Here is a 12,211-nt window from a genome sequence, read left to right as displayed (position 1 = left end):
GGCCGGGTGTGGCTGACTACGCCTTGGGCAGATAGTCGTTGGAGTACGCCTCTTCAGGGGTGACCGTCTTCTCCAGCAGCCCCTGCTCGTACATGAAGTCCGCCATGCGGCTCCAGCTCTGCGGGTCGTTGGCGCCCAGGTCGCCCGCGTCGTTCTGCATCATGGGCGTGGTGGCCTTGAGCACCGCGAGCGCGTTCTTGTGCCGCTTGGAGTCTCCCAGCCCGGGCACGTACTTCTCGCTGAGCTTGACGGTCTCCTCGGGGTTGTCGATGGCGTACCGCAGACCCCGCAGAGATGCCTCGACGAACTTCTTCATGTCGTCGCCGCGCTTGTCCAGCGTCTTTTTCTCGACGCCGATTCCCACCCCGACCAGCGGGTCGCCCTCCGCACCCCCGTCGAGCGTCAGGGCGCGGACCTCCTTGCCGGCCTCCTGGAAGGCGATGGCGTCATTGTTGAGGTAACCCATCACGCCCTCGACCTTTTTGCCGGTCAGCGCCGCCTGCTGGGTGAAGCCGATGTTCTTCACGTCGGCGTCCTTGACAGAGAGGCCACCCTCTTTCAGCAGGGCCAGCAGACCGAAATAGGTCTCGCCATAGGGACCGGGGGTGCCGAGCGTACGGCCCTTCAGGTCCGTGGGCTTCTTGATGTCGGATTCCTTGGGGACGATCAGGCCCACGGGGTATTTCTGATAAAAGGTGGCGATGTCCACGATGGGGAGATTCTTGGAGCGGGCCTGGAGCATCTCGTCCCCGCCCGCGTAGACCACGTCTTCCTTGCCCGACTTCAGGGCTCCGAAAAGATCTTCCGCCGCACCGTGGTGACGCAGGGTGACATTCAGCCCGGCGTCCTTGTAGTACCCCTTCTCGGCCGCCACATAGAACGGGGCGAACTGGATGTTGGGCGTGTAGGTCAGCCCGACCGTGACGCTCTCTCCGACCTTGTCCCCCGCGTCCTTCGGCTTCTCGGCGCACGAGGTCAGGGTGGCCAGCGCCACCACCGACGCGAGAGCCGCCCCCATGACCCGGTGTCTCGGGGTGTGCCTCGTGGACGTCCTAACCAAACGCACGTACTTCTCCTCAATGAGTGGAAGATGTCGGTCAGCGCTGTACGAGCCGCTCGACCAGGCGAATCACGCCATAGAACACTGCGGCGAGAAGTGCGAGCATGACGAGCGTCGAGAACAGCCCAATGGTGTCGGCCTCCTGCCGCTGGACCGAGAGGAGCTGTCCCAGCCCCTCGCCGCCCATGACGAACTCGCCGACCACCGCACCGGTGATGGACAGGGTGAAGCCGTTGCGCACCCCCGTGAGGATGCTGGGCAGCGCGAGCGGCAGCTCGATGTGCCACAGCATCCCCCACCAGCCCACGCCGTCCACGCGCGCGGCCCCCATCACATCGGGGTCCAGCGAACGCAGGCCCAGTACGGTGTTCACCAGGATGGGGAAGAAGACCAGCAGCGCGCACATCATGGCGAAGGGCAGCAGCCCGTAGCCGAACCACAGCGCGAACAGCGGGGCCAGGGCCACCGCGGGCACCGCCTGCGACGCGGCCAGATACGGCTGGAGCGCCGAGGCCGCGAGGTCACTGCGCGCGATGAGGTAGCCGAGCGGCAGGGCCACCCCGAGCCCCATGCCGCAGCCCGCCAGCGCCTCCCGCACCGTCTGCTCGGTGTACTTGGGCAGATCGCCGTGCAGCAACTCGTCGACGAAATGTTTCGCCAGGTCGTACGGCGCCGGGAGGTAGAACGTGTCCACGGCGCCGACGCGGATGGCGAGATCCCACACGATGAGCAGGGCCGCCCCGAATACGAGCGGCGGGAGCACCCCGCGGAACAGGGATCCCGCCGCGTTCCCGCGAACTCGGCGGCCATGCGCCCCTCGGGCGCTTTGACTTCCGCGACCCCTGTGCGATGCCTTTCCGCTGTTCTTGCCGCTGTTCTTGCCGGACTTTCGTACCTGTCCGGGACGGGGTGAATGCGGCGGGTCCGTACCCGGTCCGCCATCGGCGCCCGCCGTGGCGGTCGCACCCCTTCCGCGCCCTTGCGTCATCCCCAAATCCCCTTGTATTACCGGCTGTTGCCAGATCTCCCGGCACGCCCGCGTGCAACCTATCGCCAGCCCGCTCCGGATCACAATGCGGTTGGGAAAAAGGAAATCGCTCCGACATGAAAAAGAGCTTGACGGCGATCTTAGCCGGGCTCTTGACGGCGATCTTGACAGGGATGTTCCCGGGACTCTCCCGCAGGTTCTTCCCACCGGTTGTCCCCGGTTGTCCACGCCGGTTCTCACGCCCGTTCTTCACGCCGGTTCTTCACGCACCGCCGGAGATTCGGTCGAGGATGCCGAGCTCGGAGGCGCGCACACCGGCCTGAAAACGGGAGTTCACCTCGAGCAACTCCAGGATTCCGGTGACGTACCGGCGGTAGGTGCGCACCGAGATCGCCAGCTCCCGGGCCGCGGCCTCGTCCGTGACCCCGTCCCCCAGCCGCCGCAGCACCCGCCGCACCATCTCGGTGCGGGCGCGGTTGCCGAAGTCGAGGGGGCGGGCGGCGGGCGCGGCGGTGCGCCAGATGTTGCCGAACATGCCGTGCAGCGCGGCGACGACGGCGGGGTCCTGGACGAGCGAGGCCTGCCGCCCGTCGGCCGAGTCCGTGCACACCAGGGCGGTCCGGCCGTCGGCGATCACGGCCGTGGGCAGCGCGACCGCCGCGATCCGGATCTGCGCGGGGCGCGCCCCGAGGCCGCCGCCCGGCCCGAGCGCGGGGCCTGGCTCGGCCAGGGGCCGGGTGCGCAGCACCCGTACGTCGACCGTGTCGCCGAGGCCCGAGACCAGGGCGTGCAGGGCCGCGTGGTCGGCGGCCAGCCGGGGGCTCGGCTCCGGGAAGGCGACGTCGACGCTGCGCACGGCCTGGCCGGCGACCTCCTCGGCGGCGGCGAGAAAGGCGGCGTCCGCCGCCCCCACCTCGGCGAACTGCGCGCTCCGGGACTGCCGGGCCCGGTGTTCGTGGACGGTGGACTCCAGGAGGGTGCGCACCTCCCGCAGGGTGCGGTCGAGGACGTCCTCGCTGATCCGCTCCGTCATCGCTTGGTCATGCCTTCGTCATCCCGCCTCGCGACATGGTCAGGTCTCGAGTGCTCTCAGGGGTGGCCCGGCAGCAGCCCCGCCTCCACGGCCCGCACCCCCGCCTGGAACCGGGAGTGCGCGCCCAGCTCGCGCATGATCTCCGCCACGTACCGGCGGTAGGTACGCAGCGACACCTTGAGGTCGCGCGCCGCCACCTCGTCGGTGAGGCCGGCCCGCAGACACTCCAGGATCAGCAGCGCGGAGTCGGTGCACAGCCGTCCGGCCGGGCGCGGGGGCTCGGCGAGCGCCACGGCGTTCCCCCAGGCCCCGGCGAACATCAGATCCAGGGTCTGCACCGTGGCCGGGTCCTCCACGAGCGAGACCCCCGGCCCCGCACCGGGCTCCGGCCGTACGTAGCCGATCCGGCCGTCGACGAGCAGGGCCTCGGGTAACCCGCCGTCGGTCGTCCGCGCCTCGCAGCGCGGGTCGGTGCGCGCCAGCGCGCGGACCCGCGGGCCGGCCAGGGCGCGCGGCAGACACAGCAGCCGGACGGCGACGCCCTCACGGCCGGGGACGGGCGGACGGGCGAGCGCCGAGCAGACGGTCTCCTCCTGCTCCGGGTCCCCGGACAGGACGACGGCCACGGTCCGCTCGGCTCCGGCGATGAGCCGGACGGCCGCCTCGGCGACCGAAGGGCCGCCGGGCCCGGCCCGCACCCACGACTGGCGGGCCAGATCCTGGCGGTGCCGGGACACCGCGGTCTCGATCAGGTCGTGCGCCGCCAGCAGCGCCCGCTCCACATGGTCGGAGCCCGCGGCGCCGGCCGCCCCGTGCTCGGGTGACGGCTCGGGCATCCTCGCAAGACCAACCATGACTTCCCCTGCTGCGGGCCTGGTTCGAGAATTTCTGGTCGTGCAGTTGCTCGTGCCGCTCCCGCCCCGCGCTCTTCTTGTTGCGCCGCGCAGGCAGGAGCAATTGCCATGCAATTTCGTCGACGACACTAATTCGCACACAGCGACGACGTCAACGCAACGGGTTAGGTAAAGGGTTGGCAAATGACGGCGTGTCAGACCCTAGCGCATCGCCTCGCGCGTGGAACGACACGCCGTCTGTCAGGAAGTTGCAGGCATCCCCGGCGTACGGCCGCCGGACCGACACCGAGCGCATCCACCGGACCACACTGGGCGAGCGACGGCGCGAGCCGCTGTCCGGTTGCTGCCAGCCGCCCACCGGATGCCCGCTACCCCCGTCCGGGGGGTGAGACGCCGCCGGGCGCCGGGGGTCACCGCGTCGCGCCGCGTCCCGGCGCTACGAGCCGAAGCTGATGGGGCCGTGGAAATCCCGGCCCTGAATAACCGGCCCGGTGATACGGGCATCGCCCGAGACGGAATTGTGGACGGCGCCGGACGGCGTTCCGTACCGGCTCATCCAGGCCGCCAGATCGCGGCTCAACTCCGGGTCCTGACGGGCCCGTTCGACCAGCAGCTCGGCCAGCCGGCGCAGTTGCTCCGGGTCGTCGTACCGAATCGTGACGGGCTCGCCGTCACCCGCCGGGTCCGCGCCCGGGTCGCCCGCGGGATCCGCCGCCGGGTCGGCCGCACCCCGCCGCAGCACCCTGCGGGACAGCGCGCTCAGCCCCTCCAGCGCCCGCCGGCCGGCCTCGCCGCCGGCCCCGGACACCACCGCGTTGACCGCCGCGATCAGCGCTCCCGCCGTCAGCGGATCCATCGGCCCCTCCCCGGTTCACGCGCCGCCATCGTCATCCACACAGCACGCTACCGAACGGCGGCTCACGGACCGACGGATTCCGCACGAAGCGTGAACCAGACCGTCTTTCCCGTGGTGTTGAGGTCCGTGCCCCATTCGTCGGCCGTCTTGCTCAGCAGGAACATCCCGCGCCCGCTCTCGGACAGGAAGTCGGGCTCCTTGACCACCGGCAGCGAGGGCTCGGTGTCGCTGACGGCGGCCCATATTCCGTACGGGCGGTTCTCCAGGGTGAGCACGCAGTCGGGCGAGGCGGCGTGCTTATGGACGTTGGACAGCAGCTCGGTGACGCACATGGCAGCCGGGGTGATCAACTCCTCGCGGCCCCACTGGCGCAGCCGCGCGCCCACGGCGCGGCGCACGTCCGCGAGCGTCTGCGGATGGACGCGCAGACGTAGCTCGTATCTCCCCCAGCCACCGCTGGGAGGTGCCCCCTGCGGGGTGTTCTCTGCCATGTCGTCCAGGGCCCTCCAGAGCACGGCGCGCTGCCGTGTCGCACAGGCGATCCTGTCCCATGTCCGTGCTACTCGCAATGTTTCGACCCACTCACACAAGACTGGCATATGCCGCCTGGTCGTCGTAGTTGGCGATACGTCAGACTGGCGGTATGTCCTACCACCCAGTGCCCACCGTGCGGCGCAGGCGGCTGGGGTCCACTCTGCGGAAGCTGCGCACCGAAGCGGGGATGACGTTGGACGCGGCCGCCGAGGCGTTGAACGCGGCCCAGAGGGGGCGCGCGGACGCCCGCCGCTGGAGCGCCCCCAAGCTGTCGCGGATAGAGAACGCGAACGCCACGATCCGCGCCACCGAGGTCGCCACCCTGCTCGAGGCCTACGCGATCAGCGACGCCGAGGTGCGCGCGGCGCTGGAGAGGCTGGCCAAGGACGCCGGGAAGCGCGGCTGGTGGCAGACCTACCGCGGCGTGGTCGCCCCCGCGTACGCCGACTACATCTCGCTGGAGAGCGACGCCGAACGCGTCCGCGACTACGCCCCGCTGGTCGTTCCCGGCCTGCTCCAGACGCCCGACTACGCCCGGGAGACGATCGCCGCCAACGCGGTCGCCCGCACCGAGGCGGAGGTCGCCGCGCTCGCCGAGGTGCGGCTGGCCCGCCAGGCGGTGCTGACGCGCCCGCGCGCTCCGCTGCTGCTGTGGGCCGTGATCCATGAGGCGGCCCTGCACCGGCGGTTCGCCGGCCGCCCGGCCATCATGACCGAGCAGTTGCGGCGGCTGCGGGACGTGGCGGACTGGCCCACGGTCACGCTCCAGGTGATGCCGATCGACGCCGCGCCCAACCCGGGGGACGCGGGCGCCTTCACGCTCGTGGAGTTCCCCGGTCCGATGCCGGACGTGGTCACCCAGGAGAACCTGCGCGGCCCCGTGTACGTCGAAGGAGCCGACGACGTCAATGTCTTCGCCGACGCCTTCGGCCACATCGTCGACAGCGCGCTGTCGCCGGATGAGACGAAGGCCCTCCTCGACGATCTCGTAGGAAAGAGGGCCCCACACCATGAACATCCCCGAGTTACCCGAGAACCCGCATGACGCGGCCCCGAGCCCGTATCCGCCCGCCGGCGCGGCCCGCCCGCGCTGGCGCAAGTCCTCGCACTCCGTGGGCGAGGGCCAGTGTGTCGAGGTCGCCGCGTGGGACGGCCTGGTCCGGCTGCGCGAGAGCGACGACCCGGGCGCGGTCCTCGGCGCCGCCCCGGCCGTCTGGGCCGCCTTCGTACGCGGCGTGAAGGCGGGCCGGTACGACGCGTGAGACGGCGCGGGGCCCGGTCCGACGGCGGGCCGGGCTCCGCGTTGTTCAGGCCCGTGGGCCCATCAGAACTGCACGTCCGAGCACGCGTAGAAGGCGTTGGAGGTGTCGGCGATCGTCCACACGGCGAAGATCAGGTGCCGGCCGGACTTGCCGCTCGGGAGGGTGCCCGTGTGGGAGAACGTGGTCGGCGGCCGCTGACCGTTGTACGGGACGGTCAGGAACGGCGCGGACTCCAGGCTCGCCCGGGTGAGCTTCTGGCTGGGGTTCCAGCCGTTCTTGGTGATGTAGTACTTGAAGTCCGTCGTGGCGTGCACGGCGGTGAAGCGCCAGTTGAAGGTGTAGCTCTGCCCGGAGCTGACCTTGGTGGTCGGCCACTGGCCGCCGCGCGGGTCGTCCAGCTGGGAGAACCTGCTGTTGCCGCCCGCGCAGAGGGTGCCGTCCGCGGGACCGCCGGACGGGAAGCCCTTGGGGCCCTCGACGCTCTGCGGCTCGTACTGGATGTCGCCGCAGTTGGTGACGGTGCCGTTGGCACACAGCTTCTGGCGGCTGATGGGTGAGTCGGTGTAGCCGTGGCTGGAGGCGCTGCCGCCGGTGGTGAGGACGGAGATCGCCGCGAGCCCGATGCCGATCACAGCGGCGCTGATCTTCTTGCGCATGCTTCGCTCCTGAAGACGTGGGGAGTGCTTCGGCGAGCCGAGTGCATTGCGGTCTAGACCAAGTCGCAGAGTAGCGGCGAATTCTTGGTCATGTCCATACCAAGTCAGAGACATGTCCATACCAATGGAACGCGCCCGGTCCGGAGCACCCCGCCAGGTCAGGTAGGATTCAATCGTCAGCAGGCGCCGCTAGCTCAGTTGGTTAGAGCAGCTGACTCTTAATCAGCGGGTCCGGGGTTCGAGTCCCTGGCGGCGCACCTTGGCTTAAGCCACTGACCAGGGGCTTCTCGGTTCTCCGAGGGGCCCCTGTCGCATGTCCACAGCGGCGGCAGCCGGTGGAGGGCCAGATAGAGCACCGCGGCCACGGCCGCCGCCACGAACATGCTCAGATCGCCCCAGCCGGGGTGCGCGGCCGCGAGCGGGCCGGTGTACAGCCGCGAACTCCAGAACGGCACGGCCGCCAGCACCCCGCCGGCCCAGGCCACGATCCCCCACTCCAGCACCCGGCCGCGGTCGTACAGCTCACCGACCCGGCGGCTGTCGGACCCGCCGCCGCGCAGGTAGTGGAGTATCAGCACGGTGACGAAGGGTGCGATGAAGTACGTAGTGAGATTGAGGAACGAGACGAACTTCGCCTCCGTACCGGCCGCGCCCCACAGCACGACCCCGTACGTCAGCAGGCTGACGCAGACCACCGCACCGACCCGGGACACCGGTACGCGCAGCGTCTGGAGGGAAAGCGCGCTGCCGTAGATGTTCAGGAAGTTCTGCGCGAAGGCCGACACCGCGATCGCGATCAGCGCGGGGGCGGCGAAGGGCCCGGCCAGCCGGTGCAGTGCCACGATCGGGTCCGCGCCGTGGGCCCCGCTGCCCACCAGGACCCCCACCGTGCCGAGCCAGGAGATGGTGACGAAGTTGCCGAGCCCGGTGTACCAGGCCGCCCGCCGGGCGACCTCCGGGGTGTCCGGCAGATAGCGCGAGTAGTCCGAGGCGAACGGCGCCCAGGCCACCAGAAAGGCCAGGAACCAGCTCGCGAAGGTGATCCAGCCTCCGGCGCCGAGGGATCCGCCCGGGTGCCGGGCGGGGTGCGCCGCGCCGCCGCCGCGCACCAGGGCCACCACGGTGATCAGCACGAACAGCGGGGTGAGGACATAGGCCAGCACCCGCTGAAGGCTGTTGATCATGTTGTAGCCATAGACGCAGACCACCGCCTGGAGCGCCATGAGCACCAGCGCGCACAGCCAGAACGACACCCCGGTCAGCTCGGCGAAGGCCTTGCCCCCCAGGATCGCGGTGACGGCCGCCCAGCCGATCCCCGCGAACACGTTCACATAGGCCACGGGCAGGAAGTTGCCGTAGTAGCCGAGCGGTCCGCGGGCCTGGACCTGCTGGGGCACCCCGAGCCGCACCCCCATCCGGCTCATCATCGCGACCAGCGCCGATCCGACGAGGGCGCCCAGCAGAATGGCGGCGATCGCCGCGCCGAGGCTCAGCCCGAAGCCGGTGGCGGCGAAGCCGAGGACCACGATGGGGAAGTTGAGCCCGGCGGCGAACCAGACGAAGAACTGCGACCGGGGCGTGCCGTGCCGCTCGTGGTCGGGGATATGGCCGGTGCCGAAGGGCTCGACCTTGGCGATCGCGTCCCCGTACACCGGCGCGGCCGGTGCGGTCATCCCAGCGCTCCCGTCTCCTGCTCCTGGGCCGCCGTCCCCCGCGACGCCGCGGCCTCCCGCTCCCGGCGGTCCTCCCGAGTCCGGGGTTCCTCCCGGACCCGGGGGCAGGCGGACGGTATGGCCTGTTCCGTCCAGATGGACTTGCCGTGGGCGGTGTAGCGGGTGCCCCAGCGCTGGGAGAGCGCCGCCACGAGCTGGAGCCCCCGCCCGCCCTCGTCGGTGTCGGCGGCCCGGCGGATCCGGGGCACGGTGGCGCTGCCGTCCGAGACCTCGCAGACCAGCGCCCGGCCCCGGAGCAGCCGCAGCTGGACCGGCCCCTTCGCATGCCGGACGACATTCCCCACCAGCTCGCTGGCCAGCAGCTCGGTGGTCATGACCAGCTCGTCGAGGCCCCAGGCCGCCAGCTGCTCCCGGACGTACTCGCGTGCGTGGCCGGCGGCCACCGGGTCCGCGGGCAGCGGCCAGACGGCGACGTCCTCGGCGGGCAGCCGGTGGAGGCGGGCGATGAGCAGGGCCGTGTCGTCGGCGGTCAGCTGCTGGGCGGGCAGCATGGCGCTGATCAGGACGTCGCAGAGGCGGTCGAGACGCTCGCGGTCCGCGATGGGGTCCGGCGGCGGCCCCGCCGGACCCTCGTCCGCGTGCGCCGTGTGCGCCGTGTGCGCCGTGTGCGGGCCGTCGGCCGGGAGACCGGCGAGCCTCCGCCCGAGGCCGCGGGTCAGCACCTGGGAGCACTCGGCGATGCCCCGCTCGATGTCGCGGGTGGCGGACTCCACCAGCCCGTCGGTGTACAGCACCATCAGGCTGTCGCCGGGCAGCCGCAGCTCGACGGTGGAGAACGGGGGCTCGGCGGCGCCCAGGGGCGGGTCGGGCGACAGGTCCAGGCTGTCCACCGACCCGTCCGGACGCACGATGAACGGCGGGGGGTGGCCGGCGCGCGCGAGCGAGCACACGCCGGTGACCGGGTCGTACACGGCGTACAGGCAGGTGGCGTAGGAGTCGTCGCCCAGGTCGCTCACGATGTCGTTCAGGTGGGCGAGGACCTCCTCGGGGGGCAGTTCGAGGTCGGCGAGCGTGTGCACGGCGGTGCGCAGCCGGCCCATGGTGGCCGCCTCGGTCAGCCCGTGCCCCATCACATCGCCGATGACCAGGGCCACCCGCTCCGCGGACAGCGGGATGACGTCGTACCAGTCGCCGCCCACGTCCGTGCCGCTGCTGGCGGGCAGATAGCGGACGGCGGCGGTGAAGGCCGCGGACGGGGGCAGGGCCCGGGGCAGCAGCCCGCGCTGGAGCGCCTGGGCGCGGGCGTGCTCCGCGTCGTAGAGCCGCGCGCGGGCCAGGGCCTGGGCGACCATGCCGCTGAGCGCGGTGAGCAGGGTGCGCTCGTCCCCGCTGAGGTGGCGGGGCCGGTCGAAGGAGACCACACAGCTGCCGATCAGATTGCCCGAGACGATCAGCGGCAGCAGGGCCCATGCGTTCTTCTCCGCGATCGCGGGGTTCCCGGCCAGGTCGGGGAACAGCTCGGCGTACTCCGCGGCCGAGGAGATGAAGCGCGGAAGGCGCGAGCTGACCACCTCGTTGACCGGACGGTAGCCGTTCAGCGCGGGAACCCCGTCGACGATCTGGAGGAAGCTCTGCGGATAGCCGACCGATCCGACCACCTGGAGCCGGTCGCCCTCGATCGCCTGGATCAGCAGGCCTGTGGCGCCGAACGGCGGCAGGATGTGCGCGGCGACGACATCGACGACATCGCGCGTGGTCACCGCCTCGGCGAGGGCGCTCGTCAGCTCGCTGATCCGCGCCGCCTGCTCGGCGGCGGCGCGCTCGGCGGCCTCACGCCGCGCGGCGCGGGTCCGCCGGTCGGTGACGTCGGTGAGATAGGCCGTCAGCCCGTCGGGGACCGGGACCAGCCGGATGTGGTACCAGCGCTCGTCGGTGGGCCACTGGATGTCGAAACCCGCCGGCCTGCCGTCGGCGGCGGCCTGGCGGCAGCGGCCCTCCAGACCGGGGACGGTGCCCGCGGGGCCGTCCCAGAGCAGCCGGCCGAGTACGTCCCCGGCGGGGCCGACCAGGCGCTCGGCCTCGACGTTGAGGAAGGTGATCCGCCACTCCCGGTTCACGGCCAGGAACCCGTCGCTCATGTACTGGAGCGCCCGGCCGACCGACTCCCGCGCGATCCGGCTCTCCGTGGTGTCCCAGACCCTGCCGATCATGCGGATGGGTTCGCCGTTCTCGTCGAGCTCCAGATGGGCGCGGCTGTGGACCCAGCCGGTGGTTCCGTCGGGGCGGCAGACCCGGTACTCGGCCTCGTAGATGCCGCGGGTCCGCAGCGACTCCTCGGTGGCGGCCATCACGCGCGGCACGTCCTCGGGGTGGACCAGGTCGATCCAGCTCTCGATCCGGTGCTCGTAGTCGTCGGGTATCCCGAGGAGGGTGAGCCCCGCCTGGTCCCAGACCATGTCGCCGGTGCGTATGCCCCACTCCCAGGAGCCGATCTTGACCGCTTCCAGGGCCAGCCGGAGGTCGGATCCGCCCGGCTGCTCCCGCCCCTGTTCCTGCCACCAGGGGTAGCGCTCGGTGTCCAGCGGGGAGGAACGGGCGAGGCGCTCCGCCGCCCAGCCGGCCACCGCCGCGAGGAAGCTCCGCTGTGCGGCGGTCGGCTCGCGGGGGCCGGTGAGCACGGACAGCGCCCCCAGCCGTGCCCCGGGGCCGGACAGCGGGACCGAGGCGACCATGGTGTCCGGGGGCAACCGCCCTCGCGAGAGACGGACTGCGGCCCCGGGGGTATCAGGGGCAGGGGTATCAGGGACGGGGGGCTCGGGGACGGAGGGCTCGGGGACGGGGGCGCCGGGGGCCGTCGCGGGCATCCAGACGAACCCGCCGTCCCGCACCGCGCGGACCGGGGCGAGCGAGGCGTCGTCCTCGCGGATCTCCTCCCACTCCCGGAAGGCGGGCCGGGGCAGCCCGGTGGCGAGCACCAGGCGCAGCGCACAGCTCCCCGCCGGCCCGCAGGACCAGTGCACCACTCCCGCCAGGCCGCCGAGCTCCGCCACCGCCTGGTCCAGGGCGTGCTGCACCACCTCGCGGTCCGTGAGCCCCGCGTCGACCGCCGAGAGCAGCGCGAGCCGCTCCTCGCTCCAGGTCCGGGGGCGATCCGTCGCCTTCGCCGCGTGCCACTCCTCCATCGAGACCTCACCCGGTGGCGAGGAGACCGGCTCCCGCACCACCCCGACAGCCGACGGGGGCCCGCGGTGACTGCGCCACGCGAGTCCCCTGGGGAGAACGTAAATGCCCTACT

The 12,211-nt window shown here is 71.6% G+C and carries 11 protein-coding genes and 1 tRNA gene; 3 read left to right on the top strand and 9 right to left on the bottom strand.

Annotation, left to right across the window (positions count from 1 at the left end):
• Window positions 1-16: 16 nt before the first annotated feature.
• The 6 genes from ABTY62_RS39910 to ABTY62_RS39885 all read right to left on the bottom strand — a co-directional run bounded on the left by ABTY62_RS39910 (window position 17) and on the right by ABTY62_RS39885 (window position 5,282).
• Window positions 17-1,018 carry an ABC transporter substrate-binding protein gene (locus ABTY62_RS39910; RefSeq protein ID WP_352134274.1) on the bottom strand — a complete coding sequence of 334 codons (1,002 nt, stop codon included), beginning with the start codon at window positions 1,016-1,018 and terminating at the stop codon, window positions 17-19.
• A 79-nt stretch (window positions 1,019-1,097) separates the two neighbouring features.
• Complete coding sequence (locus tag ABTY62_RS39905; protein WP_352134318.1) at window positions 1,098-1,658, bottom strand: ABC transporter permease; 561 nt, start codon at window positions 1,656-1,658, stop codon at window positions 1,098-1,100.
• 652 nt (window positions 1,659-2,310) lie between these two features.
• On the bottom strand, window positions 2,311-3,081 hold the full coding sequence (locus ABTY62_RS39900) for a helix-turn-helix transcriptional regulator (protein ID WP_352134273.1): 771 nt from the start codon (window positions 3,079-3,081) through the stop codon (window positions 2,311-2,313).
• A gap of 56 nt (window positions 3,082-3,137) precedes the next feature.
• Window positions 3,138-3,917 (bottom strand): helix-turn-helix transcriptional regulator, encoded by a 780-nt coding sequence (locus tag ABTY62_RS39895; protein ID WP_352134272.1) that lies wholly within the window; start codon window positions 3,915-3,917, stop codon window positions 3,138-3,140.
• A gap of 454 nt (window positions 3,918-4,371) precedes the next feature.
• Window positions 4,372-4,791, bottom strand: a complete 420-nt coding sequence (locus ABTY62_RS39890; protein ID WP_352134271.1) for a hypothetical protein — start codon at window positions 4,789-4,791, stop codon at window positions 4,372-4,374.
• A gap of 62 nt (window positions 4,792-4,853) precedes the next feature.
• Window positions 4,854-5,282, bottom strand: coding sequence for an ATP-binding protein (locus ABTY62_RS39885; protein ID WP_352134270.1), 429 nt, complete (start codon window positions 5,280-5,282; stop codon window positions 4,854-4,856).
• Window positions 5,283-5,434: 152 nt separating this feature from the next.
• On the opposite strand from ABTY62_RS39885, the gene ABTY62_RS39880 reads away from it, so the two are divergent.
• Entirely contained in the window at window positions 5,435-6,370 is a 936-nt protein-coding gene (locus tag ABTY62_RS39880; protein ID WP_352134269.1) for a helix-turn-helix domain-containing protein, read from the top strand.
• Window positions 6,336-6,587: a DUF397 domain-containing protein gene (locus ABTY62_RS39875; RefSeq protein WP_352134268.1), complete on the top strand. Its 252-nt coding sequence runs from the start codon at window positions 6,336-6,338 to the stop codon at window positions 6,585-6,587. The genes ABTY62_RS39880 and ABTY62_RS39875 overlap by 35 nt, the downstream gene beginning before the upstream one ends.
• 62 nt (window positions 6,588-6,649) lie before the next feature.
• On the opposite strand, the gene ABTY62_RS39870 is transcribed toward ABTY62_RS39875, so the two are convergent.
• Window positions 6,650-7,243 (bottom strand): lytic polysaccharide monooxygenase auxiliary activity family 9 protein, encoded by a 594-nt coding sequence (locus ABTY62_RS39870; RefSeq protein WP_352134267.1) that lies wholly within the window; start codon window positions 7,241-7,243, stop codon window positions 6,650-6,652.
• A gap of 183 nt (window positions 7,244-7,426) precedes the next feature.
• On the opposite strand from ABTY62_RS39870, the gene ABTY62_RS39865 reads away from it, so the two are divergent.
• Window positions 7,427-7,500 (top strand) — tRNA-Lys (locus tag ABTY62_RS39865).
• Here ABTY62_RS39865 and ABTY62_RS39860 read toward each other — a convergent pair.
• On the bottom strand, window positions 7,462-8,916 hold the full coding sequence (locus tag ABTY62_RS39860; RefSeq protein WP_352134317.1) for a purine-cytosine permease family protein: 1,455 nt from the start codon (window positions 8,914-8,916) through the stop codon (window positions 7,462-7,464). The genes ABTY62_RS39865 and ABTY62_RS39860 overlap by 39 nt on opposite strands.
• Window positions 8,913-12,140 carry a SpoIIE family protein phosphatase gene (locus tag ABTY62_RS39855; RefSeq protein WP_352134266.1) on the bottom strand — a complete coding sequence of 1,076 codons (3,228 nt, stop codon included), beginning with the start codon at window positions 12,138-12,140 and terminating at the stop codon, window positions 8,913-8,915. The genes ABTY62_RS39860 and ABTY62_RS39855 overlap by 4 nt, the downstream gene beginning before the upstream one ends.
• Window positions 12,141-12,211: the final 71 nt, after the last annotated feature.

The sequence above is a fragment of the Streptomyces sp. NPDC097640 genome (genome assembly GCF_040302705.1).
GTDB lineage: Bacteria > Actinomycetota > Actinomycetes > Streptomycetales > Streptomycetaceae > Streptomyces.
Note: the sequence above shows the minus strand (reverse complement) of the source record. Positions and strands in the feature narration are given on the sequence as shown.